Origin of the sequence: Variovorax sp. AB1(2024) (genome assembly GCF_037482385.2) — a bacterium.
Taxonomy (GTDB): Bacteria; Pseudomonadota; Gammaproteobacteria; order Burkholderiales; family Burkholderiaceae_C; genus Variovorax.
Window position 1 is genome coordinate 3806251 of record NZ_JBBHKP020000001.1, and the last position, 24602, is coordinate 3830852.

A 24602-nucleotide genomic window follows, 5' to 3' on the forward strand; every position below is an offset into this window, starting at 1 on the left:
GGAGAGGGACAGGGTCAGCTCGCGCAGGTGGTGGCCGACGGATTCGCGCGCGCGGCGTCCACGCTGCGCGCCATGGCCGCTGCCGCCGCGGCGGTCACGCGCTGCGCACCGCGCGCCACCGCGTCCATGCCGCTGCCCACGGCTTCGCCGAGGTTCAGCTGGCACACCAGCGTGCGCGCTTCGTCGGAACGCCGAAGGGTCCAACTGAAGCCGGCGTCCACGCGTCCGCCGTCGACCGCGTCGAACTGCTGCAGCTGCACCGCGATGCGCCACACCGGCTGCGACGTCTGCCGTCCGCCCTTGGTCACGTCGAGCGCACCGAGCCGCCCGGCGATGCCGCTGGCCAGCGCGTCGCGCAGTTCGTTCTCGAACGACGAGGCCCAGCGGTGCTGCTCCAGCACCTCGACCTGCACGCCGCCGCTGGGCTGGCGCACCACCATCTGCGGACGGGCCAGGCGTTCGGGCACGGCCACCGGCGCCAGCTCGATATAGAGCGGCGCCGCGCCGCCCAATGTGGAGGGCGCCGCGTCGGCCGCGGCCACCGGGCTTGCGAGCGTGTAGTAGTTGTCGGGCTTGCTGGCGCAGCCCGCGAGCACGGCTGCCAGTGCGAGGAATGCAAGTTTCAGCTTCATTTCTTGTCGTCCGGTTTGCCGCGCAGCAGCGATTCAGGGTGGCGCTCCAGGTAGTCGGTCAGCACGCGCACCGAGCCGGCCGCGCGCGTCAGTTCGCGCAGCGTCTGGCGCATGTCCTGCTGCAGCGGAGAGTCGTCGGCCAGCGTGCGCTCCGCGGTGTTGACGGTCTTGCGCACGTCCTTCATGGCCGCGGCCAGTTCAGGCGTCACGTCGCTGTTGATGCGGTTCACCGTCTGCTCGGCGGCGGTCAGCGTCTTGTTGAGCGTGGCGAGCGTGGTGCGCAGGTCGCCCGCGATCTGTTCGTAGGGCACCTTGTTGAGCTTGGTCGCGATTTCCTGCACCTGCGACTGGATCTCGTCGAGGCTGTTGGGCACCGTGGGCAGCTCGATCGGGTTCTTCGTCACGTCGATCCTGGCCGCCGGCGCCTTCGGGAAGAAGTCGAGCGCTACGTAGACCTGCCCGGTCAGCAGGTTGCCGTTGCGCAGCTGGGCGCGCAGGCCCTTCTCCGCCAGGAAGCGCAACCGCTCCTGCTGCGTGGAGCGCGACTCGGTGGCTTCGGCGTTGCCGTGGTTCTCCCTGCGGCGCAGCCGGTCGGGGTAGACCTGCACCAGCACCGGCATGCGGAACTCGCGCTCGGCGCGGTCGAACTCCACGCCGATCGACTTGACCTCGCCGATCACCACGCCGCGGAAGTCGACCGGCGCGCCCGGCGTCAGGCCGCGCAGCGACTGGTTGAAGTACATCAGCAGCGTCTGCGAGGGGCCGTCGGGTTCCTTCATCGCCGTGGCCTCGTCCTGCGCCAGCGTGAACGATGCGTTGGCCTTGGCCAACGGACCCATCGCGTCGTCCGGTGCCTGGAACGCGATGCCGCCCAGCAAGATGGTTGCGAGCGACTGCGTGCGCAGCGTGAAGCCGCTGGCGCTGAGCTGCGCGTCGATGCCGCTGGCCTGCCAGAAGCGCGTGTTCATGCCGACGAACTTGTCGTAGGGCGCGTTGATGAACACGCGAATGGTCACGCCGCGCCCGTCGCCGTCGAGTTCGTAGGCGGCCACCTGCCCGACCTTGACGCGCCTGAAATACACCGGAGAGCCCACGTCCAGCGAGCCGATGTCGTTGGCGCGCAGCAGGAACTGCTGGCCCGAGTCGTCGCGCGTGACGATGGGCGGGGTTTCGAGCCCGGTGAATTCGCCCGAGGTTTCCTTCGACACGCCCGCGTCGGCGCCGATGTAGGCCCCCGAGAGCAAGGTGTTCAGCCCCGAGATGCCCGAGGTGTCCAGCCGCGGGCGCACCACCCAGAAGCGCGAGTCCGATGCGGTGAAGCTCTCGGCATCCTTGTTGAACTGCACCAGCACGCGCACGTGCGAGCGGTCGCGTGCCAGCCGCAGGCGCGTGACGAGGCCGATCTGCACGTCCTTGTACTTGACGGCGGTCTTGCCGGCCTCCAGGCCTTCGGCGGTCTTGAAGGTCAGCACCACCTCGGGGCCGCGCTCCATCAGGATGCGCGCCACCAGCGTGATGCCGACCAGCGCCGCGACGATGGGAATCAGCCAGATCAGCGATGGCAGCCACTCGCGCCGTCGCGCCACGCGCGGCCTGGGGAGCGCGGGTGGCGCCGGTTTGTCGTCTTGCGGTTGCTCTGGTTCACTCATGCTGGTTTCTCGTCCCTTTTGCCATGTTCCTGCGGAACGTCCCGGCCCTCGGCGAGGGCCTGCTCTTCCTTGCTGTCCCAGGTGAGCTTCGGATCGAAGCTCAGCGAAGCCAGCATCGTGAGGACCACCACCGACCCGAAGGCCGCGATGCCCACGCCCGCGGTGATGACCGCGAAACCCTGGATCTGCACCAGCCCGGTCAGCAGCGACACCACGAACACATCGAGCATCGACCAGCGGCCGATGACCTCGATGATGTGATAAAGCCTTGCCCGCTCGCGCTGGCGCCAGGTGCTGCCCCGCTGCGCCAGCACCACGAGCAGCAGCAGGACCGCGAGCTTGAACAGCGGCACCAGGAAGCTGGCGATGAAGACGATGGCCGCGAGCCCGTAGGCGCCCGACACCCAGAAATAGATCACGCCGCTCAGGATGGTGTCGTACTGCGCGCCGAACAGCGTGCGCGTGATCATCACCGGCAGCAGGTTGGCCGGTATGTACATCATGCAGGCCGCGATCAGGAAGGCCCAGGTGCGGTTCAGACTCTGCGGCTTGCGCGTGTGCAGACGGGTGCCGCAGCGGCCGCAGGCCTCGCCCTCTTGCGCGTCCTTCCATACCGCGCCGCAGTGCCGGCAGGCCATCAGGCCGAGCGACGCGGCGGTGGCGACCGGGGCGTCATCGTCCTCGTGGACGTCGTGGGCGTGCTCTTCCCGGGCGGCCCTGCGAAAGGGAAAAAACTTCATGCGGAGGCCCCGCCCTCGTCCGCGCCGGCATCGGTCGCCTTCGGCCGGAAGGTCATTTCCCAGAACGCGCCGGGGTTGAACGAGAGCACCGCCGTCAGCATGACCGTGAGCGCCATGAAGGCCCAGAGCGCCGGCCCCGGCACCACCGTGGCCATGCTCGACAGCTTGACGATGGCCACCAGCACGCCCAGCAGGAACACCTCGATCATTCCCCAGGGCCGCAGCGACTGCATCGCCCGCACCAGCAGCGCGAAGCCCGCCGGCCGGTGCTCCCGGCTCAGCGGCACCAGCAGGTAGGCCAGGATGCACAGCTGCAGGAACGGAAAAAGAATGGTCGTGGCCAGCACCAGCAGCGCCACCACCGACATGCCCTCGGCGGTCAGCGCCACCACCGCACCGGCCAGCGTGGTCTGGCTGCGCAGGCCCTGCAGCTCGATCTCGACGATGGGAAACAGGTTGGCGATGGCGAACATGATCAGGCAGGCCACCGTCAGCGGAAGGATGCGGCGCTGCTGCTGGCCGGGGTGCCGCGCCAGCTCGGTGCCGCAGCGCGGGCAATGCGCCACGTCGCGCGGGTGCAGCGGCGCGCGGCTGTAGATCGCGTCGCAGCCGGGGCAGACCACCGTGTCAGGTACTTCCTTCATAGGTCAGCACCCTAACTCATTCAGCCGCCCGGTTTTGTCGTCTTGAGGCGCAAGCTGCTGAAGACCGCCGCCACCGCCGCGCAGCACGCCGCCAGCACCAGCGCCACCACCGGGCCGTGGCCGCCGTGCGGACTCCAGAGGCTGAAGACCGCCGCCAGCACCACGGCGCCCAGCGTCTGCCCGGTCAGCCGGGCCGTGCCCAGCATGCCGCTGGCCGCACCGCTGCGGTGCGCCGGCGGCGAGGTCACGATGGTGTGGTTGTTGGGCGACTGGAACAGCCCGAAGCCCAGACCGCACAGCGCCATGCGCCAGGCGATGTCGGCATTGCCCGGGTGTGCCGGCAGCGCCGCCAGCAGCGCCAGGCCGCCGGCCAGCAAAGCCAGGCCGATGCCGCCGAGCAGCCCGTCGGGGTAGCGGCCGATCAGCCGCCCGGCAATGGGCGCCATGACCACGATGCCCAGCGGCCAAGCCGTGATGAGCAGGCCGGCCTCGATGTGGCTGCGGCCGTAGGCGTCGAGCAGCAGGAAAGGCAGTGCGATATAGGCCAGCATCTGAGCGCAGAACGCGGCTACGGACGTGCCCATCGACAGCGCGAACACCGGAATGCGCAGCAGGTCGATGGGGAAAAGCGGCACCGCCTGCTTGCGCTGCCGCCGCAGGTAGACGAAGCCCACCGCCAGCCCGGCCAGCAGGATGCCCCAGGCCGAGGCCTGCGAGCCGCCGGCGCCCTGCACCCCGCCCTCACGCACGCCCAGCCGGTCGACACCCAGGAACACCAGCGAGAACATCAGCACGTTGAGCACCACGTCCACCGGCGAGAAGCGCAGCCCGGCGGCCGGCGCCACCCGGTTGAACGGCAGCGCCCGCATGCCCAGCGCAAAGGTGACGATGCCCAGCGGCACATTGATGGCAAAGAGCCACGGCCACGAAGCCACCGAAAGGATGGCCGCCGCCACCGAAGGCCCGGCCACCGACGAGGTGGCGACCACCAGCGAATTCAGCGCCATGCCCTTCCCGAGCTGCGACGAGGGGTACGTCAGCCGCACCAGCGCCGCGTTCACGCTCATGATGCCGGCCGCGCCCAGCCCCTGGAAGGCACGCGCGGCGGTCAGCGTGGCAAGCGAATTGGCGAAAGTGGCGGCCAGCGACGAGAGCGTGAACACCGCCAGCCCCACCAGGTACACCCGCCGGTAGCCGACCAGGTCGCCCAGCGACGCCAGCGGCAGCAGCATGACCAGCGTGGCGATCTGGTACGCGTTGACCACCCAGATCGCCTGCGACGGGCTGGCCTGCAGCTCACGCGCAATGCCCGGCAGCGCCAGGTTGACGATGGTGCCGTCGAGCACCGACACGATCAGCCCGAGCACGATCACCAGCATCGCCCAGCGGCGCTCGCGCGGGGCCAGCCCGTCGATGGGCACCGGGCCCGGTGTGCCTTCGTTCGCCGGAAGCGCAGTGCCTGCGCGCACGGTGTTCATCGCTCAGGCCTGCTGCGCCCGCGCGGCGGGTTCGGAGCGCACGCCGCCAAGCGTGAGCCAGGTCAGCACCAGCGCGATCAGGGCGCCGGCTGCCATGCCGGCCACCATCGGCAGCGGGCGGCCGTCGGTGAAGAGGCCCACCAGCGCCATCGCCAGCGCGCCCGTCAGCATCTGCAGCGTGCCGAGCAGCGCCGAGGCGGTGCCCGCGATGGCACCGTGCATTTCGAGCGCCAGCACGCCGGTGGTCGGAATCACCAGCCCCATGAAACCCGAGGCGATGAAATACAGGACGATGAGCACCCAGATGCTGTCGCCGCCCGCCGCGAAGTACACGAACATCGCGACCATCGCCACGCCGCAGCAGACCACGCCGAACTTCACCAGGTTGACCAGCCCGTAGCGCTCGCCCAGCGCCCCGGTGAACTGCGACGCCGCAATGAAGGCGGCGGCGTTCACGCCGAAGGCCACGCTGTACAGCGCGGGCGACAGGCCGTAGTGGTCGATCATCACGAACGACGAATTGGCCAGGTAGGTGAAGAAGCCCGCCATCGCGAAGCTGCCGATGAACACCAGGCCCAGGTAATGCCGGTCGCGCAGCAGCAGCCAGTAGGCCGAAAGCGCGCTGCCCAGGCTGCTTTCCACGCGCTCGGAGGCCGGGCGCGTCTCGTCGAGCAGCTTGACCATCATGGCCAGCCCCGCCACCGCCGCAATCGTCACGGCCCAGAACACGCCGCGCCAGCCGGCGAGGGCGATGACCGCGCTGCCCGCGAGCGGCGCAAGGATCGGCGACACGCTGAACACCAGCATCAGCAGCGACATCAGCCGCGCCGCGTCGGTGCCGGTGTGCAGGTCGCGCACCACCGCGCGCGGAATCGCCATGCCGGCGGCGGCGCCCAGGCCCTGCACGAAGCGCAGCACGATCAGCGTCTGGATGTCGGTGGCCATGGCACAGCCCACGCTCGCCAGCGCGAACAGCACCAGCCCGGCGTACAGCGGCGGCTTGCGCCCGACCATGTCGGAGATCGGCCCGTAGAGAAGCTGGCCCGCGCCGAGCGACAGGAAGAACGCCGTGAGGCTCATCTGCACCGCGCCGATGTCGGCATGCAGGCTCTGGCCGATGGCCGGCAGCGCCGGCAGGTACATGTCGATGGCGAAAGGCCCGATGGCCGAGAGCAGGCCCAGCAACAGGGCCATCTTGAAGAAAGGAGAAGAACGCATTGACCCGATTGTCGCCAAGCGCGGCAATCGCTGCAGCCGTGGGGTCTGCGCTCAGGCGGCGCTAATTCTGGGCAAAGAATCGGTTGGCCGGGCGCGGCAGGCCGAGGTTCTCGCGCAAGGTACGACCTTCGTACTCGCGCCGGAAGATGCCGCGGCGCTGCAGTTCGGGCACCACCTTGTCGACGAAGGCATCGAGCCCGCCGGGCAGCCACGGGAACATCACGTTGAAGCCGTCGCAGCCTTCGGCCTCCAGCCATTCCTGCATCTCGTCGGCAATGCCTTGCGGCGTGCCGACGAAAGCCAGGCCGCCGTAGCCGCCCAGGCGCTGGGCCAGCTGCCGCACCGTGAGTTTCTCGCGCCGTGCCAGGTCGATCACGCGCTCGCGCCCGCTCTGGCTCGCGTTGGTCTCGGGCACTTCGGGCAAGGGCGCGTCGGGGTCGAACCCGGACGCATCGTGGCCGAGCGCGACGGAGAGCGAGGCGATGGCGCTGTCGTAGTGCACCAGGCTGTCGAGCCGGGCACGGATGGCCCTGGCCTCCTCCACCGTGTCGCCGACCACCACGAAGGCGCCCGGCAGGATCTTGAGATGGTCGCGCTCGCGGCCGATCTTCTGCATGCGGCCCTTCACGTCCGCATAGAAGCGCCTGGCGTTCTCCAGCGTGCCGGGCGCGGAGAACACCACCTCGGCGGTCTCGGCGGCAAGTTGCCGGCCGGGCTCCGACGCGCCGGCCTGCACGATCACCGGCCAGCCCTGCACCGGCCGCGCGATGTGCAGCGGCCCACGCACGGACAGGTACTTGCCCTTGTGGTTCAGCACGTGCATCCGCGCGGGGTCGAAGAAGCGGCCGCTCTCCACGTCGCGCTCGAAAGCGTCGTCGGCCCAGCTGTCCCAAAGGCCCGTGACCACGTCGTAGAACTCGCGGGCGCGGGCATAGCGCTCGTCGTGTTCCATGTGGTCTTCGCGGCCGAAGTTCAGCGCGGCGTCGGGGTTGGAGGTGGTGACGATGTTCCAGCCCGCGCGCCCTTCGCTCAGGTGGTCGAGCGAGGCGAAGCGGCGCGCGATGTGAAAAGCCTCGTCGAAGGTGGTCGAAGCGGTGGCCACCAGCCCGATGTGCTGCGTGTGCTGCGCCAGCGCCGACAGCAGCGTGAACGGCTCGAACGAAGTCACCGTGTGGCTGCGCTGCAGCGCCTCGATCGGCATGTTCAGCACGGCCAGGTGGTCGGCCATGAAGAAGGCGTCGAAGCGGCCGCGCTCCAGCGTCTGCGCCAGTTGCCTGATGCGCGCGAAGTTGAAGTTGGCATCGGGCCATGCGCCCGGGTAGCGCCACGCGCCGGTGTGGATGCTCACCGGGCGCATGAACGCGCCCAGCCGCAGTTGCTTGCCGGCGCTCATCTGCCGGCCGGCCAGAACACCAGCGCGCGCAGCTCGATGCTGCGGCGCGGCGGCGCTTCGGGCGCGCTGCCGGGGTCTTCGAAGGCGGTGTGCGCGGTGAAGCGCGCGGTGCCGTCCTCGCGCGAGTCGTAGATTTTCAGCACCAGCGCCTCGTCGGGCCGAAGCCGCGGAAACCAGTACCAGCGGTGGCCGGGGTTGTAGGTGAACGAGTAGATCTCGCCGACCTTGTCGGGATAGACGAGGTCGCCGGGCACCATGTCTTCCAAGGCGATGGAGCGCGCGTCGCACAGCGCGAGCGGCAGCCGCTCCACCGTGGCCAGCGGGCGCCAGAGGTTGACGATGGCGAAGCGGTGCTTCAGGCGCTCCGCCGCTTCTTCGGGCGGCAGGTGGTCGCGCACGCGGCGCGGCGCGGAGACGAAAGTCTGGTCGTTGTGCACGCGGCGCACCGGCTCGCGCAGGTCGGCCGTGCGGCGCGAGCCCTGGGCGCTGTCGCGCAGCGTGTGGTCGAACACCACGATCTTCTCGGCGCCCGTGATGTCGCGCAGCAGCGCCTCGGACTCGCGGTAGTAGATGTCGCGGATGGTGGCGTCGTGCGAGAAGTCGGCCACCGCGCTGCGGTGCGATATCTGCGTGAAGCCGCTGCGGTCGAGCGACAGCTCGTTCAGCGCCACCAGCGGCCGGCCGTCGCGTATGGTCACGCGGCGCGGCTCCAGCCTGCCCGTGACCCACGGCGTGCCGGGCGGCGGCTCGAAGGTGTAGCTGACCGGGCGGCCCTCGCCCGCCTTCAAGTAATTGACTTCCGCCTCCACCGACGGCAGCGTGGCGGCCAGCAACTGGCTGTTCGATCCGGCGCTCATGGGGTCCGGCTCCTGCTGCTTGTTGCCTTGATCAAAACGGCTCCTTGAAGGGGCGCAGGTCGAGTTCCTGCGTCCACGCACTGCGGTGCTGCACATGCAGCTGCCAGTAACTTTCGGCGATGGCCTCGAGCTGCAGCAGGCCGTCGCCGCCGGCCTGCGCCACGCGCTGCGGCGCGCCGGTGCGCAGCCGCTCGCCGTCGATGCCGCCGTCGATCACCACATGCGCCACGTGCACGCCCTGCGGGCCGAACTCGCGCGCCAGGCTCTGGCTCAGCGAACGCAAGGCGGCCTTGGCCGCCGCGAAGGCCGCGAACGGCGGCTTGCCGCGCAGCGCCGCGGTGGCGCCGGTGAAAAGCAAGGTGCCGCGCCCTTGCGAGCCGGAAGCCTCGAAGCTGTTGGCCAGCAGGCCGCGCAAGGCCTCGTGCCCGAAGATGAAACCGCCCAGCGCGCTGGTGCGCCAGGCCTGCGTGAACTGCTCGACGGAAAGCTCCAGCGTCGGCGCGCGCACCGCGCTCGCGGCATTGAAGATGGCCACGGTGAGCGGCCCCAGCGCCCTCGCCTTCTGCGCAATGCCGTGGATCTCGGCCTCGCTCGCCACGTCGCCCGCGAACGCATGCGCGCGCCCGCCGGACGCCACGATTTCCGCGGCCACCGCATCGAGCTGGGCCTGCGTGCGCCCGGTCAGCGCGACGATGAAACCTTCGGCCGCGAAGCGCCGCGCCAGTGCGGCACCCAGGCCGGCGCTGGCGCCGACACCGGCGATCCATGCGACCGGAGACGGGCCGGTGCGGGACGAAGAAACGGAGGGAGTGACGGAGGTGACAGCCATGGGCGAGCACGAAGGCTATACCTGCGCCCCGGAGCGCGGAAGTATTCAAAAGCGATAACCTTATTCGGTAGCTGGTCGGTGCCGGCGGCCGCTTGACGCATGCGGCGCTTCACTCCATGCGCCGCGCCCGCTACGCTATCGGCTTCCCCGGACCGCCCCATAACGAAACACAGCAATCGCTTTCCAGGAGAAGTTTTCGATGGCTCTTGCCCGCACGATCCGCACCGATCTCTTGCGCGTGTTCGCGCTGACGCTGGTGTCGCTCTTCGCCATTCCGGCGGCGACACTGGTCTTCACCGAATACGCCCTGCGCTCGCAGGACACGGCCTTCCTTCAATCGATAGAAAAGCGCATCGCCGGCGACGCCCGGCTTTCGCCCGAGGACAAGGCCGAAGCCACCGCCTTCTATCGCTCGCATCCGCTCTCCAAGGCCTGCGACGCCACGTCGCCCGAAGACAGGAACTTCCACGACAAGGTCTGCAGCCCCTATTCGATGCAGTGGCAGTTCCACTGGGCCGACCGCGCCGCCATCTGGACCATCGGGCTCGGCGCCGCGCTGCTCGCGGCGGCGCTGGTGCTGGGCGCGCTGGCCTTTGCCAACCGCGGCCTGCGCTATGCCAGCTTCGTCGCGGGCTGGCGGCTGATGACGGTGTCGAGCGCCGTCGAGGTCGTGCTGCAGGGCGCCATGCTGGTGTGGCTGTCGTTCTGGGTCACCGCCTATTTCTGGCACAGCTACTACATCAAGCTGATCGCCATCGCGGGCATCGCGGCAGCGGCGGCCGTGTTCTATGCCGTCTATACGCTGTTCAAGAAGCTGCCCTCGGACAACGAGATCGAGGGCGAGCTGGTCGCCGAGGCCGATGCCCCGCGCCTGTGGGAGCGCATCCGCCAGCTGGCCGCCCGCGTTCAGACCGCGCCGCCCGACCAGATCGTGGCGGGTATCGACACCAACTTCTTCGTGACCGAGGCACCCTGCGAAGTGCGCGGCCAAGCGCTGCAAGGCCGCACGCTGTTCGTGAGCATTCCGTTGCTGCGCGTGCTCGACCAGACCGAAGCCGACGCGGTGCTGGCGCACGAACTGGCCCACCTGGGCGGCGGCGACACCCGCAGCAGCGCGGCGCTCGGCCCCAAGCTGCTGCAGTTCGACCAGTACACCTGGAAGATGCGCGGCGCCGGCCTGACCATCGTGGCGCACTACCTCCTGCGGCTGTACCGCATGATCTTCGCGTTCGCCCTTGCACGCGACAGCCGCGAGCGCGAGCACAGGGCCGACCGCGTGGCCGCCGGCCTCACGGCGCCCAGTGCCATCGTGCAGTCGCTGATCAAGATTTCCGCCTACGCCAGCTACCGCAACGACGTCGAGCGCAGGCTGTTCGAGCATGACCGCCGTCACGACGGCGCGCTGGGCATCGCCGGCTTCGTGGCGGCCGGACTGCCGCCGTATGCCGGCTCGAAAGACTTCATCGAAGCCATGAAGACCGCCGGCGTTCCGCACCCCTACGACAGCCATCCGCCGCTGCTGGAGCGCATGCGCAACGTCGGCCACCACGTGCCCGAGACCGCCTACGGCGCCATCGTCGCCGCCGCGCCGCAGGCCTCGTGGGCCGACTTCATCGAGACCGCCGCCGCCATCGAGCAGCGCATGTGGAGCGAGTACGAGCAGCGCTTCGCGCAGAACCACGAGCTCAGCCTCGCCTACCGCTACGAGCCGGCAACCGAAGAAGAGCGCGCCGTGGTGCTGCGCCACTTTCCGCCGGTCAGCTTTGCGCTGAAGAACGGCAACCGCATCGACGTGAGCTACAGCGGCCTGCACCCGAGCGCCGACGGCGCCGCGCCGATTCCGTGGGACGAGGTCAAGGGCCTGACCTACAAGGACAGCAGCTTCGGCGACACCCTCATCGTCACCCACCACGACAAGCGCACACTCGGCGGCGCGCGCACCACCAAGGTCAAGCTGGGCGGCCTGGGCAAGCAGAAGGAACACTTCAAGGCCGCGGCCGGCCACTACTGGCAGCGGCACCAGGTCATGCGGGCACAACAGCAACAGCAGCAGCGGGAGCCATCACCACACGACTGACACCGCAGCGACAGCCTCCACAAAAACCAATCCACACAACACCGGAGACAACCATGAACCCCGTCGAACAGAGAACCATCTCGAAGATCAGCTGGCGGCTTCTGCCGCTGCTGATGATCAGCTACTTCATCGCCTACCTCGACCGCGTGAACCTCGGCTTCGCCGGCGCGGCCATGTCGAAGGACCTGGGCTTCACCGCCGCCGTGTTCGGCAGCGCGGCCGGCATCTTCTTTCTTGCGTACTTCCTGTTCGAGGTGCCCAGCAACATGGCGCTCGAACGCTTCGGCGCGCGCCGCTGGATTGCCCGCATCATGTTCAGCTGGGGCATCCTGTCGGCGGCGCAGGCCTGGGTGGGCGGCGCGACCAGCTTCAACGTGGTGCGCTTCCTGCTGGGCATTGCCGAGGCCGGCTTCTTCCCCGGCGTGATCTTCTACATCACGCTGTGGTTTCCGGCGGCGTATCGCGCGCGCATCGTGGGCTGGTTCATGTTCGCGATTCCCATCTCGACCGTGATCGGCTCGCCCATCTCGGGCTACATCCTGAACATGGACGGCATCGGAGGCATGCACGGCTGGCAGTGGCTGTTCATCCTGGAGGCGGTGCCTTCGCTCATCCTGACCTTCTTCGTGCTGATGTACCTGCCCGACGGCCCCAAGGACGCCAAGTGGCTCACCGATGAAGAACGCACCTGGCTGCAGCGCACGCTGGACGCCGAGCGCCAGAACCGCGAGTCGATCAACAAGATCTCCTGGAAGCAGTCGCTGCTGAACCCGCGCGTGATCGGGCTGGGCTTCGTCTACATGGGCATCACCGTGCCGCTGTACGGCCTGAGCTTCTTCCTGCCGCAGATCATCAAGGGCTTCGGCGGGCTGAGCAATGTGCAGATCGGCTTCATCAATGCCTTCCCGTACCTGGTCGGCGCCGTCGCCATGCTGTTCTGGACGCGCGCTTCCGATGCGCGCAAGGAGCGCAAGTGGTTCCTGCTGATTCCGCTGGCCTGCATCTTCGTGGGCCTGGTGCTGGCTGCGGAGACCAGCTCGCCCGTGCCCAAGATGGCCGCCGTGACGCTGGCCGCCTTCGGCATCTTCAGTGCGCTGCCCACCTTCTGGACGCTGCCCACCGCCATCCTGAGCGGCACCGCGGCGGCGGCAGGCATTGCGTGGATCAACTCCATCGGCAACCTCGGCGGCTACATCGGCCCGACGATCTTCGGCGCGCTGAAGGACCGCATGGGCAACGACATCTACGCGGTGATCTTCCTCGCGCTGCTGTCGGTGGTGGCCTTCGTGCTGGTGCTGATCATCGGGCACGACTCGCGCACGGAGCAGGCGGTGGCGGCCGGGCGGGCCTGAGCGAAGGCTTCCGTCTCGGGCGTTCGCGCGGCGGACAGGCACACTCAGTAGAGCGTGGCCTTCTGCCTCGCAGGCAGCTCCCTGTCGTAGGTCTCGCCATCGAATTCCGCTTCGGTCAACGCCGACAGAATGGCCCCCGGCGTCGGCACCGTGCGCTTCGCATCCGCCGGCACCGGCTCCCACAGCCTGGAGCGCTGGATGGCACGCGCGCACTGGAAGAACACCGTCTCCACGCGGATCTCGATCACGCACTGCGGCGGCTTGCCTTCCATTGCGAGGCGGGCCAGCAGCTGCGGCTCGACGGTGATGCGCGCCCTGCCGTTCACGCGCAGCGTCTCGCCCACGCCAGGAATCAGGAACAGCAGCGCCACGCGCGGGTCGGCCACGATGTTGCGCAGGCTGTCGATGCGGTTGTTGCCGCGCCGCTCGGGCATCAGCAGCGTGTTTTCGTCCTGCACCATGACGAAGCCCGGCGGGTCGCCGCGCGGCGAGGCGTCGAGGCCGCCGGGGCCGATGGTCGAGAGCACGGCAAAGGGAGACGCCTCGATCAACGCCCGGTAGGCCGGGTGCAGGTACGGCACCTCTTTCTTCAGCGCGGCTTCGCCGGGCTGGCCGAACAGGGCTTCGAGCTGCGCCAGGGTTTCGATGGCGTGCGGCGTGGTCATTGCGGGAGCTCCAGGTGATGAGGGGGAAAGACGGGATTGGTGTTCAGCCCATGGTGCCCGCCGCGTCCGCATCCGCATCTGCGGCCACGGGCGGCGAGTTCCAGCCGCAGGCCAGCGCCGTGAGCGCCAGCAGCAGCGCGGCGATGCCGTAGATCCACGGCGGCGAAGCCACCGGCAGCAGCAGCCCCGCGATCAGCGGCCCGGTGCCGGCGCCGATGTCGCGCCAGACGGATCGCGCGGCCAGCGCCTGCACACGCTCCGGTCCGGGCGTGCGCCGCGCCACGATGGGCGGCAGCAGCGGTAGCTGCAGGGCGCGCAGCACCACGATCAGCGCCGCGCAGCTCCACAGCCAGCCGAGGCCGAAGCCCACCAGCGCAATGGCCGTGACGAGCGACAGGCTCACCAGTAGCCGCTCGGCGCCGAAGCGCTCCGCCATGTGCCCGCCGACCGGGCTCAGCAGGATCTCCGCCAGGTAGCGCAGCGCCATCAGAACGCCGGCGACGATCACCGCGCCGCCCGGCATCAGGTCCTTGCCGAGGTAGGACAGGCCGACGATGAAGAGCCCGTCCAGCGTCAGCCCTTCCATGAACGACCAGCCGTCGAGGCTGTTGGGCCGCTTGAAGCGCCGCGCAGGCTTGCCCACGGGGTGCGGCGCCGAGGGCAGCCGCCGCGTGACCAGGCAGGCGAGCAGCGAGAACACCGCGAGGATGCCGAAGATCACGCGCGGCCCGACCCAGTGCGCGAGCAACGCGCCCAGCGGCAGCGCCAGCACCGGCCCCATCGCGATGACGGCACGCGAGCGCCCGTTGCGCCGCGCCGCGCCGAGCGGGTCGGCCGTGGCCAGCGCCTGCGTCGACAGGTTCAGCGCCGCGAAGCACAGGCCCCACATCAGCCGCAGCGGCAGCAGCGCCCAGAAGCCCGACAGCGTGGCGTAGCCGAGCCCGCAGACCGCGGCCGCCAAGACAGCCAGGGTGCAGGTGGGCCGGTCGCCGTTGCGCGCATAGAAGCGGGCGACGAAGCCGTAGCCCGCGATGCGCACCAGCCGGTTGGCGGCGAGCAGCATGCCGGCCTGGGCCAGCGTCACGCCGAACTGGTCGGCATACATCGGCAGCAGCAGGTAGAGCACCACGTCGGCTGGCAGCGAGAGGCCGAGCGCCATTGCGGCGTGGCGGGAATCCAGGTCGGTGGAATTCGGGGCGGGAGCGGGTGGAGAGCTGGACATCGAGCGCCGATGGTGCGCCGCGCCACGCGTGCCTGACAAACGACTTAAACGCCGGCCATGCGTGAGAAAATTGCACGCATGCAGTTTCGCGAGCCGCCCCTCAACGCCGTGCGCGCCTTTGCCGCCGCAGCCCGCCACCTGAGTTTCACGCGCGCGGCGCTCGAGCTGCATGTCACGCACAGCGCCGTGAGCCGGCAGATCAAGAGCCTGGAAGAGTTCCTGGGCGTGGAGCTGTTCGAGCGCCGCATCCGCCAGGTGGCGCTGACCGCCGAGGGGCAGCAGTTCTTTGCCGAGGTCGAACCGGCGCTGGCGCAGATCGGCGCGGCGGCGCGGGCGCTGCAGGCACAGGGCACGGCGCGCGCGGTGCGCATCAACGTGCGCCCTTCTTTCGCGGTGCGCTGGCTCATTCCGCGCCTGCCGTCCTTCGTCGAGCAATATCCCGACATCGAGCCGCAGGTGGTCACCAGCACCGTGATGCCCGAGCAGGCGGTCGACAGCTTCGACATCGCGGTGCGGCGGGGGCGCGAAGGCTGGCCGCCGTCCATCAAGGCGCGCCCCTTCCTGAAAGACGAGGTGCTGGTCGTTGGCGCGCCCTCTCTCTTCAAGACCCATCCGCTGGACGACCTGCGTTCGCTGGCGTCACATGTGCTGCTGTCGGCCAAGACGCGCAAGGACGACTGGGACGCCTGGAAGAAGCAGTTCGGCGCGCCGCGCGCAAGGCCCGCGGGCCGGCTGCAGTTCGACCACCTGCACTTCGTGCTGCAGGCCGCGGTCGACGGGCTGGGCATCGCGCTGGCGCCCACATCCCTGGTGTCGCACGACCTGGCCTCCGGCCGGCTGCAGTCGCCGCTGCCCGCGCTGCGCATGACGCTGGACCGTTACTACTACGGCCTGTCGCCCGACGCCGCGCCGGAGGCGGCCTACGTGGCGGAGTGGTTCGAGCGCATGCAGGCCGAGGCCACCAGGACGACTTAGGACGCCGCCAGCGACCGGAGCACGTCCGCCACGCCGACGGTGCCCTTGCGCACGTCGGCATCGCCGCCCGCGAAGGTGATCCAGCCCTCGTTGAAGCCGTCGAGCATCTGGATGCGCGGCACCGGGTCGCGCATGCCCTGCGCAAGAAAGACCGCGCCCCAGGTCTCGCGCGGCACCGCCTGCGCCTGCACCGCGCGGCCCAGCACCGCCGACAAGGCAGCCGCGATGTCGTGCTGACTCAGGCGCTGCGGGCCCTCGAGCTCGACGATGCGCGGCGGCTCGCCCGGCTGCATCAGCAATTCGGCGGCGACGCGGCCCACGTCGGCGGTGGCGACCATCGGCACCGCGCGCTCCAGCGGTTGCAGGTAGCTGGAGAGCACGCCCTGTTCGCGGGCCTGCGCGATGTCCCAGGCCAGGTTCTCCAGGAACCATGCGGGCCGCAGGAAGGTCACCGGCAGCGGCAGCGTGGCCAGCGCTTCTTCCATCAGCGTGCGCTGGCTCAGCAGGTTGGGCTGCGCGGCCTGCGCGCCCACGGTCGACAGGCACACCGCCCTGGCGGGCCGCGCGGCATCGAGCGCCTGGCGCACCGCGCCGATCACCGCCCTCGCCTCGGGAAACCCGGGCTGCGGATCGAACTCCGAAGGCGGCAGCACGAAGACGCCCGTCGCGCCGGTGAAGGCATGGGTGAGCGCCTGCGCGTCCTCCATTTCCGCGATGGCGACCTCGCAGCCCTGGTCGGCCCAGAAGCTGCCCTTGGCCGCGTCGCGGACGACCGCTCGAACGGGCTGGCCCGCGGCCAGCAAGGTGCGCGCGACGGCACCGCCGACCTTGCCTGTGATACCGGTGATTGCGTACATGAAACTTTCCTTTCGAATGCGTGGAGTCACGATGGGGTCGAATGGTAGGAACGCGCCATCTTTGAGTAAAGCGACTGAGCGGCATATCATTCATGACACCTGATCACCAATTAAAAACGCGCGCAATGACACTCGACGGACGCCTCCTCTCCAACGTCAGCGTGCTGGCCGCCGTGGTCGAAGGCGGCAGCTTCGCCAACGCCGCCACGGCGCTGGGCCTCACACCCTCCGGCGTGAGCCGCTCCATCGCGCGGCTCGAGGCACGCATCGGCGTGCGGCTGTTCGACCGCACCACGCGCTCGCTGAACCTCACCGACGAAGGCCGGCTGCTCCACGCCAACATCAATCCGCTGGTGCTCGGCATCGAGGACGCGGTGACGATCGCGTCGGGCGCATCCGGCGCGGTGCGCGGGCGCCTGCGCGTCAACACCGACGCATTCACCTCACGCCTTCTGCTGGCGCGCCACCTGCCGCGCTTCCTTGCGCAATACCCCGAACTCACGCTGGAACTGGTTGCGCGCGAACAGCTCGGCGACCTGGTGGCCGAAGGCTTCGACATCGCCGTGCGCTTCGGCGAGCCACCGTCGTCGTCGCTGGTGGCTCGCAAGCTGATGGACTCGCGCGTCGTCACCGTCGCAACGCCCGCCTACCTGGCACGGCATGGTCGCCCCGCGAAGCCGGCTGATCTCGGCGGCCATGCCTGCCTGCAGGTGCGCAATCCGGCCACGGGGCAACCCTATTCGTGGGAGTTCCAGCGCGGACGCAAGCTCGTGCAGGTGCCCACCACCGGGCGGCTGCTGCTCACCGATCCGGGCACCGTGCTGGAAACCGTGCTCGCCGGCATCTGCGTGGCGCAGATCAAGGCCGTGGGCATACAGCCGCAGCTCGACAGCGGCGAGCTGGTCGACCTGTTTCCGGACTGGCCCGACGAGCGGCTTGCGCTCTATGCGCTCTACCCGTCACGCCACCTGCCGGCCGCCAAAGTGCGGGCGTTCATCGATTTCGTGATGGAGGTCGTCTCTCCAGTGTCTTCGCCTGCATCGAAACCGAAGCCCAGGCGCTGATGCTCGTGTCCGGAAGCGGCCAGCGCCATTGGCCGGCCGGCCGCACGATGCCGGCATGATCCCCACCACGACGCCGACGACGACACCGCTGCCCCGCGCCTTCCGGAATCTCGCGTGGTCCAACCTCGCCGCGCAGTCCGCCGAACAGTTGAGCCTCGCGGCCGTGCCGCTGGTCGCCGTGATGGCGCTCAAGGCCGGGCCCGGAGAAATCGGCTTCCTCGCGGCCATCCAGACACTGCCTTTCCTGCTGGTCTCCATGCCGCTGGGCTTGCTGGCAGATCGCATGTCGCGGCGGCGGCTGATGGTGTGGGCCGAAGGGTTGCGGGCGGCGTCGCTGCTGATGCTGCTCGCGCTTGTGCTCTGGTCGAAGCTCGGCATTGCATGGCTTGCGGTGCTCGGGTTTCTTGGTGCCGTGGGCACGGTGGGCTTCAGCGTCGCGGCGCCTGCGCTGGTGCCGGCCCTCGTGCCGCGCGACGCACTGGCCGTGGCCAACGGGCGGCTGGAACTGGCCCGCAGCACGGCCTTCACTGCCGGGCCGGCACTGGCAGGCGCGCTCGTCGCGTGGGCGGGCGCATCGGCTGCATTCGTGCTCGCCGCCGTGCTGTCGGTCTCGGCCGTCGGCCTGCTGTGGAGCCTCAGCGAGGCGCCGAGCGTGCAAGCCGCATCGCGGCGCAATCCGCTGCTCGACGTGAGGGACGGCGCGCGCTTCGTCTGGCGGCACGAACTGCTGCGGCCCATGCTGATGACCGGCGCGGTCTTCAACATCTCGTGGTTCGTGCTGCAGGCGGCCTACGTGCCCTATGCGGTGCGGGTGCTCGGCCTCGGCGCGCAGGCGGTCGGCTTCACGCTCGCCATGTACGGCGCGGGCATGGTTTTCGGCGCATTGCTGACCGCGCGGGCGGTGGCGCATATGCCGTTCGGACGCGCCATCCAGATAGGCCCGGCGGCAGCGGTCGTGGCCGGCGCGCTGATGACGGCGACGCTCTTCGTGCCCAGCGCAGCGCTGGCCTCGCTGTCGTTCTTTCTCTTCGGCGCGGGGCCGATGGTCTGGGTCATCACATCGGCCACGCTGCGCCAGAGCGTTGCGCCGCCGGCCATGCTCGGCCGCGTGTCGGCGGTGTTCCTGACGATCAACACCGGCGCGCGGCCCATAGGCGCGGCACTCGGGGGGCTGGTCGGCGCCACGCAGGGCGAGTCGGCCTGCCTGCTGCTGGCGCTCGCGGGCTTCGTGCTGCAGGCGGGGATCATCTTTGCCTCGCGCATCGCGACGCTGCGCCGGCTGCCGGCGCTGGCGCCCACCTGAGCGCTGCTAGAACAGCGAAGCCATCCCGTTGGGCCGCGCGTCCTCGATGGCGAGCATGCGCAGCTTGGTCAGCGCACCACCGCCGGCCGAGAAGCCGCCCGGCTTGTTGCCCGCCGCCAGCACGCGGTGGCACGGCACCACCGGCGCAAAGGGGTTGTGGCCCATGGCCTGCCCCACCGCGCGCGACAGGCTCTTGTCGCCAAGCTCCTCGGCGATCTCTCCATAGGTGCGCGTCTGCCCCGGCGGAATGCGCCGCGCGATCGCGTAGATGCGCTGGTGAAACTCGGACACGCCACGCATGTCGAGTTCGATGTGGCTCAGGTCGTCGTGCACGCCCTGCAGCAGGCCCTGGATGGCCGCAATGGCCCGCTGCGCCATCTGGTCGGGCGGCCCTTCGCGCAGTTCCGGAAAGCGCTGCCTCATGCGCGCCCGCGTGGCCGGCTCGCCGTCGTCCGCGGGCAGTTGCACGCAGACCAGCCCCTGCGGGCCCCACGCCAGCGCGCACATGCCGATGGCAGTCTCGAACAGGGCAAAGCCGCTCATGGCGCCTCCTGCAGTGCATGCTGGCGCGACGCAAGCACGGCAGCAGCCCACAGCGTGATCGCGGACGCCACGAGGCCGCGCGCCAGGCCGCCGGCGCCGTCGGAAATCCATCCGGTGACGGTCGGCCCGACGATCTGCCCCGCCGCGAAAACGATGGTGAACATGCTGATGCCCTGCGCCCAGCGCGCGGGCGGCAGGTTGTGGCGCACCAGCGCGGTTGTCGACGCCACCACCGACAGGAACACCCCGCCGAACAGCACGCCCGACACCAGCGCCACCGGCGCCGAGGGGCTCAGCACCGGCAGCAGCGTGGCCACGCCGAGCAGCCCGTTCAGCAGCGCCTGCGGCTGGCCGCCGCGATAGCGGTCGAGCAGGCCCGCCCACAGCCGCGAGGAAGCCACGCAGGCGACACCCAGCAAGGCATAGAACAGCGTGATGAAGCCGGCACTCGCGCCCTGCTCCCGCAGCAGCGCGATCACGAACGTCATGTAGCCGATGTAGCCCATGCCGAACAGCGCATAGCCCGCCAGCGCCCAGCCGAATCGGCGCAGCGCGACCGGCGGTGCGCTGGCGGCTGCAGCGGACGACGGCGCGGCGTGCGCAGCGGGAGCACTGTCCGGCATCGCACGGCCCGCCCACGCCAGCAGGCAGGTGGCCGCCGCGCTGGCGATGGCCAATGCCCACCAGGCCCACGCCCAGCCGTGCGGCACGTCCGCAGCCGCGCGCAACACCTGCGGCACCAGCAGCGCCGACAGCGCAATGCCGAAGCCGGTACCGCCGTAGTAGATGCCGAGCAGCAGTCCGCCTCTCGAAGAGCCGGCCTCGCCGAGCCGCGCGGCCAGCAGGCCGCCCGCCACGAACACCCACGCGCTCGCAATACCGGCCAGCAGGCGCTGCAGCAGCAACGCCGGTGCCGCCGTCACGAAGCCGCTGCCCGCCATGAAGACACTCGCCAGCACGGCGCCCACCACCAGCAACCGGGTCACGCCGAAGCGGCGCATCAGCATCGGCGTGATCAGCGCGCCGATCAGGTAGCCCACCGCGTTCGCCGTGTTCATGCCGCCGGCCAGCGCATAGCTCCAGCCGAGATCGGCGCGCATCGGCGGCAGCAGCAGACCGTAGGAGAAGCGCGTGATGCCCAGCGACACGGCCGCGCCCATCGAGAGCGCGAATGCAAGACGGAGCGCGGGTTGTGCCGGGGCGGCGGTGGAAGTGAGCGAGGTCGACATCAGCAGCAAAGGGGGTGCCGCGCATTTTGCGGCAGCCTGCCAGATCCTGCTGCCGGGGGCTCCCCTCAGGCCGTGCCAGCGACAGGGTCGCTGTGCAACAGGTGTCGCTCCAGCAGCACGGCCACGTGCACCGCCTCGCGCCGGGCGCCGTCTTCTATCTGATGGCGGCAGCTGGTGCCGTCGGCCACGACGACCGCGTCGGGCCTGGCGCGGATGGCGGGCAGCAGGCTCGCTTCCGCCATCTGCATCGACACCTCGAAGTGGCTGGCCTCGTAGCCGAAGCTGCCGGCCATGCCGCAGCACGAGCTTTCGATCAGCTCGGGCTGCGCGCCGGGAATCAGCTTCAGCACCTCCATCACCGGGCTCACCGCGCCGAAGGCTTTCTGGTGGCAGTGGCCGTGCAGCAGGATCGGCGTCTCGGCCGGGCGCAGGGCCAGTTCAAAGCGGCCAAGCTTCACTTCCCGCGCAATGAATTCCTCGAACAGCAGCGCATGCTTTGCCACCAGCTCGGCCTTCTCGCCGAAGCCCATGACCAGCGTTTCGTCGCGCAGGGTGAGCAGGCACGAAGGCTCCAGTCCGACGATGGGCACGCCGGCCCGCGCCAGCGGCACCAGCGCATCGATCAGCGCGCCGGCCTTCGCCTTGGCCTCTTCGACCATGCCGCTCGCCAGGAAGGTGCGGCCGCAGCAAAGGTGGCCGCCGTGCTTCTCGACGGTGTGCAGCAGGTAGCCGGCCGCCTGCAGCACGCGCGCCGCAGCGAATGCGTTCTCGCTCTCGAAGGTGCCGTTGAAGGTGTCGACGAACAGCACCGCCGCCTTGCCGCCGCGCCGCGCGACGGCCAGCACCGCGTCGCGATCGGCGAACAGGCCGGGCTCGTTGTCCTTCGCGCGCCAGAAGGTGTCGCTGCGCCAGGCGGGCAGCGAGCGCTTCGCTGAAAAGCCCAGCAGCTTCTCGCCGATCCAAGCGGCGCCGCGCACGCTGTTGCGCAAGTTCAGCAGCCACGACAGGCGGCTGGCCTTGTGGGCGTAGTCGGGCAGCCTGGCCACGAGCTTGTCTTTCAGCGTGTGGCCGTGGCGCTTCTTGTAGTGATCGAGGAACTCGATCTTCATCTTCGCCATGTCCACGCCCGTGGGGCAGTCGCGCTTGCAGCCCTTGCAGCCGACGCACAGGTCCATGGTCTCGTGCATGGCCTCGCTGGTGAAGGCATCGGGGCCGAGCTGGCCCGATAGCGCCAGGCGCAGCGTGTTGGCGCGGCCGCGCGTCAGGTGCTGCTCGTCGCGCGTCGCACGGTAGCTCGGGCACATGGTGCCGGCGTCGAACTTCCGGCAGTGGCCGTTGTTGTTGCACATCTCCACGGCCTTGGCGAGGCCGCCGGTGCTGTCGCCGCCGGTGCCGGGCGCGGTGGTCACCTCGGTCACCGGGTCGGCGTTGACGTTCCATGCCGACCAGTCGAGCACGGGCTTGAGTTCGATGCGTCGGTACGGCTTGGGTGCGGTGGGCGGCGCAAAGCGGAACAGCGAGCCGTCGTCCATGCGCGGCGTGTCGATGATCTTGCCGGGGTTGAACAGGTCCAGCGGGTCGAGCTTGCGCTTGATGGCGCGAAAGGCCTCGTTGATGGCCGGGCCGAACTGCCATTCGATCCACTCGCCGCGGCACAGTCCGTCGCCGTGCTCGCCGCTGAAGGCGCCCTTGTACTTGCGCACCAGCGCGCTCGCTTCTTCTGCAATGGCGCGCATCTTCGCGGCGCCGTCCACGCGCATGTCCAGGATGGGCCGCACATGCAGCGTGCCGACCGATGCGTGCGCGTACCAGGTGCCCCGGCTGCCGTACTTCGCGAACACTTCGGTCAGCGCATCGGTGTATTCGGCCAAGTGCTCCAGCGGCACGGCGCAGTCTTCGATGAAGCTCACCGGCTTGCCGTCGCCCTTGAGGCTCATCATGATGTTGAGGCCTGCCTTGCGCACTTCCCACAGGTTCTTCTGCCGCGCGTCGTCAGGCATCTCGACCACGCTGCCGGGCAGGCCGAGGTCGCCCATCAGTTCTACCAGCCGCTTCAGTTGCGCCAGCAGCGCGGCCTTGTCTGCACCCGAGAACTCCACCAGAAGGATGGCCGCCGGCTTGCCGATGAGCGCTGTCTCCACCGTGGGCTTGAAGGCCGGGTTCCCCAGGCTCAGCTCGATCATGGTTCGGTCGACCAGCTCCACCGCCGTCGGTTCCAGCTTGACGATGTGCTGCGCCGCATCCATCGCCGCGTGGAAGGTCGGGAAGTTGACGATGCCCAGTACCTTGGCGCGCGGCAGCGGCGCGAGCTTGAGCTTCAGGCTGCGTGTATAGGCCAGCGTGCCCTCGGAGCCGATCAGCAGGTGCGCCAGGTTCACGCTGCCGTCCGCCGTGTACGGGCGCTCGCTCTGGTTGTCGAAGATGTCGAGGTTGTAGCCCGCCACGCGGCGCATCACCTTGGGCCAGTGCTCGGCGATCTGCTCGCGCTGCTGCCTGGCCAGCCCGCGCACGAACTGCGCGATGCCCGCCGCGCGCACGCCCAGCGAACCCACGGGGCCGAAGTCGACCAGTTCGCCGTTCGACAGCCACGCGCTGGCGCCCAGCACGTTGTGCACCATGTTGCCGTAGGCGATGGAGCGCGAGCCGCAGGAGTTGTTGCCCGCCATGCCGCCCAGCGTGGCCTGCGCGCTGGTCGATACGTCCACCGGGTACCACAGGCCGTGCGGCTTGAGCTGGGCATTCAGGTGGTCGAGCACAAGGCCCGGCTCGACCGTGGCCGTGCCCTCCTCCACGTTCACGTCGAGCACGCGCCGGAAGTGCTTGCTGTTGTCGATGACCAGCGCCGCCCCCGTGGTCTGCCCGCACTGGCTGGTGCCGCCGCCGCGCGCGAGCACCGGCACCTTCAGGTCGCGCGCGATGTCGATGGCGGTGGCGATGTCGCGTTCGTTCGTGGGCACGAAGGCGCCCACGGGCGTGATCTGGTAGATCGACGCGTCGGTGGCGTAGCGGCCGCGCGAACCGTCGTCGAACAGCACCTCGCCCTGCGTGTCGGCACGCAGCCGGCGCGCGAGCAGCTCGCAGGTGTCGTTGGGCGGGAGAACGGTTCCGGCTGGCTGCATGTGGCTGGCGGGATCGATGCGCATGGTGGTTCTCTGGTCAGCTCGACTGGGCCGAGGGATAGATTTCGCCGGCGCGCAGCAGCTCGAGCACGGTGTCGCGCTTGCGCAGCACATGCGACACGAGCACCTTGCGCATGGCGGCGGCGTCGCGCGCGGCCAGCGCGTCGATCATCTGCTCGTGCTCCTGCACGGCGTGCTTCCACTTGGCCTCGTTCTGGTTGGTGCGAAAGCGCAGCGACTGCACGCGGGCGTTGATGGAGCGGTAGGTGTTCGACAGCACCGGGTTGGCCGCCGCGTCGTTGATGGCGGTGTGGATGCGCGCGTTCAGGCGGTAGTAGCCCGACAGGTCGCGCCGCGCGAAGCAGGCCATCATTTCGTAGTGCAGCGCGCGCACCTCGGCCAGTTCGTCGTCGGTGATGCGCTTGGCCGCCAGCTCGCCCGACATGCCCTCGAGCATGGCCAGCACCTCGAAGGTGTTGAGCACGTCGGCCTCGGTGAGCTTCACCGCCACCGCGCCGCGGTTGGGCAGCAGGTCGACCAGCCCTTCGGCCGCGAGCAGCTTGATGGCCTCGCGCAGAGGCGTGCGCGAGACGTTCAGCTGCAGGCACAGCTCGCGTTCGTTGAGCTTGGCGCCGGGCGCGATGTAGCCCTCCACCAGCATGGTCCGCAGCCGCGAGGCCACCTGGTCGTGCAACGCAAGGCGCGAGATTTCGATGATTTCCGCTGTCATGGTTTTTCCCTTTGAATGCATTTTGA

Annotated in this window: 21 protein-coding genes; 5 read left to right on the forward strand and 16 right to left on the reverse strand. The window is 69.5% G+C overall.

Annotated features, from left to right (window positions below; genetic code table 11):
* Positions 1–14: 14 nt before the first annotated feature.
* The 9 genes from WIX39_RS17780 to WIX39_RS17820 all read right to left on the reverse strand — a co-directional run bounded on the left by WIX39_RS17780 (position 15) and on the right by WIX39_RS17820 (position 9440).
* Positions 15–632 (reverse strand): PqiC family protein, encoded by a 618-nt coding sequence (locus WIX39_RS17780; RefSeq protein ID WP_409195495.1) that lies wholly within the window; start codon positions 630–632, stop codon positions 15–17.
* Complete coding sequence (locus WIX39_RS17785; RefSeq protein WP_081269488.1) at positions 629–2281, reverse strand: intermembrane transport protein PqiB; 1653 nt, start codon at positions 2279–2281, stop codon at positions 629–631. Before WIX39_RS17785 ends, WIX39_RS17780 begins: the two co-directional genes overlap by 4 nt.
* A complete protein-coding gene (locus tag WIX39_RS17790; protein ID WP_409195496.1) occupies positions 2278–3021 on the reverse strand; it encodes a paraquat-inducible protein A in 744 nt (247 codons plus the stop codon). The genes WIX39_RS17785 and WIX39_RS17790 overlap by 4 nt, the downstream gene beginning before the upstream one ends.
* A complete protein-coding gene (locus WIX39_RS17795; RefSeq protein WP_409195497.1) occupies positions 3018–3665 on the reverse strand; it encodes a paraquat-inducible protein A in 648 nt (215 codons plus the stop codon). Before WIX39_RS17795 ends, WIX39_RS17790 begins: the two co-directional genes overlap by 4 nt.
* 20 nt (positions 3666–3685) lie before the next feature.
* Positions 3686–5143 (reverse strand): MFS transporter, encoded by a 1458-nt coding sequence (locus WIX39_RS17800; protein ID WP_409195498.1) that lies wholly within the window; start codon positions 5141–5143, stop codon positions 3686–3688.
* A 3-nt stretch (positions 5144–5146) separates the two neighbouring features.
* Positions 5147–6361 carry a multidrug effflux MFS transporter gene (locus WIX39_RS17805; protein ID WP_409195499.1) on the reverse strand — a complete coding sequence of 405 codons (1215 nt, stop codon included), beginning with the start codon at positions 6359–6361 and terminating at the stop codon, positions 5147–5149.
* A 61-nt stretch (positions 6362–6422) separates the two neighbouring features.
* On the reverse strand, positions 6423–7754 hold the full coding sequence (locus WIX39_RS17810) for an LLM class flavin-dependent oxidoreductase (protein ID WP_409195500.1): 1332 nt from the start codon (positions 7752–7754) through the stop codon (positions 6423–6425).
* A complete protein-coding gene (locus WIX39_RS17815; RefSeq protein WP_409195501.1) occupies positions 7751–8611 on the reverse strand; it encodes a CmcJ/NvfI family oxidoreductase in 861 nt (286 codons plus the stop codon). The genes WIX39_RS17810 and WIX39_RS17815 overlap by 4 nt, the downstream gene beginning before the upstream one ends.
* Positions 8612–8642: 31 nt before the next feature.
* Entirely contained in the window at positions 8643–9440 is a 798-nt protein-coding gene (locus WIX39_RS17820) for an SDR family NAD(P)-dependent oxidoreductase (RefSeq protein WP_081269483.1), read from the reverse strand.
* A 199-nt stretch (positions 9441–9639) separates the two neighbouring features.
* On the opposite strand from WIX39_RS17820, the gene WIX39_RS17825 reads away from it, so the two are divergent.
* Entirely contained in the window at positions 9640–11517 is a 1878-nt protein-coding gene (locus WIX39_RS17825) for a M48 family metallopeptidase (protein WP_409195502.1), read from the forward strand.
* A gap of 53 nt (positions 11518–11570) precedes the next feature.
* Positions 11571–12869 carry an MFS transporter gene (locus WIX39_RS17830; RefSeq protein WP_409195503.1) on the forward strand — a complete coding sequence of 433 codons (1299 nt, stop codon included), beginning with the start codon at positions 11571–11573 and terminating at the stop codon, positions 12867–12869.
* Positions 12870–12913: 44 nt separating this feature from the next.
* Here WIX39_RS17830 and WIX39_RS17835 read toward each other — a convergent pair whose 3' ends face one another.
* Positions 12914–13534, reverse strand: coding sequence for a pyridoxamine 5'-phosphate oxidase family protein (locus tag WIX39_RS17835; protein ID WP_409195504.1), 621 nt, complete (start codon positions 13532–13534; stop codon positions 12914–12916).
* Positions 13535–13577: 43 nt separating this feature from the next.
* A complete protein-coding gene (locus WIX39_RS17840) occupies positions 13578–14756 on the reverse strand; it encodes an MFS transporter (protein WP_409195505.1) in 1179 nt (392 codons plus the stop codon).
* 78 nt (positions 14757–14834) lie between these two features.
* Here WIX39_RS17840 and gcvA point away from each other — a divergent pair, with 78 nt between their 5' ends.
* A complete protein-coding gene (gcvA, locus tag WIX39_RS17845; RefSeq protein WP_409196353.1) occupies positions 14835–15731 on the forward strand; it encodes a transcriptional regulator GcvA in 897 nt (298 codons plus the stop codon).
* Here the strand turns inward: gcvA and WIX39_RS17850 are convergent.
* The gene (locus WIX39_RS17850) at positions 15728–16588 is read right to left on the reverse strand and encodes an NmrA family NAD(P)-binding protein (protein ID WP_409195506.1); all 861 of its coding nucleotides are present in this window, start codon (positions 16586–16588) and stop codon (positions 15728–15730) included. The genes gcvA and WIX39_RS17850 overlap by 4 nt on opposite strands.
* 125 nt (positions 16589–16713) lie before the next feature.
* On the opposite strand from WIX39_RS17850, the gene WIX39_RS17855 reads away from it, so the two are divergent.
* The gene (locus WIX39_RS17855; protein ID WP_409195507.1) at positions 16714–17652 is read left to right on the forward strand and encodes a LysR family transcriptional regulator; all 939 of its coding nucleotides are present in this window, start codon (positions 16714–16716) and stop codon (positions 17650–17652) included.
* Positions 17653–17707: 55 nt separating this feature from the next.
* Positions 17708–18955, forward strand: a complete 1248-nt coding sequence (locus WIX39_RS17860) for an MFS transporter (RefSeq protein ID WP_409195508.1) — start codon at positions 17708–17710, stop codon at positions 18953–18955.
* A 6-nt stretch (positions 18956–18961) separates the two neighbouring features.
* Here WIX39_RS17860 and WIX39_RS17865 read toward each other — a convergent pair whose 3' ends face one another.
* The 4 genes from WIX39_RS17865 to WIX39_RS17880 form a co-directional block, all read right to left on the reverse strand.
* Positions 18962–19498 (reverse strand): methylated-DNA--[protein]-cysteine S-methyltransferase, encoded by a 537-nt coding sequence (locus tag WIX39_RS17865; protein ID WP_409195509.1) that lies wholly within the window; start codon positions 19496–19498, stop codon positions 18962–18964.
* Complete coding sequence (locus tag WIX39_RS17870) at positions 19495–20727, reverse strand: YbfB/YjiJ family MFS transporter (protein ID WP_409195510.1); 1233 nt, start codon at positions 20725–20727, stop codon at positions 19495–19497. The genes WIX39_RS17865 and WIX39_RS17870 overlap by 4 nt, the downstream gene beginning before the upstream one ends.
* A 65-nt stretch (positions 20728–20792) precedes the next feature.
* Complete coding sequence (locus WIX39_RS17875) at positions 20793–23870, reverse strand: FAD-binding and (Fe-S)-binding domain-containing protein (protein WP_409195511.1); 3078 nt, start codon at positions 23868–23870, stop codon at positions 20793–20795.
* Between the two features lie 13 nt (positions 23871–23883).
* Positions 23884–24576 (reverse strand): GntR family transcriptional regulator, encoded by a 693-nt coding sequence (locus tag WIX39_RS17880; protein WP_409195512.1) that lies wholly within the window; start codon positions 24574–24576, stop codon positions 23884–23886.
* Positions 24577–24602: the final 26 nt, after the last annotated feature.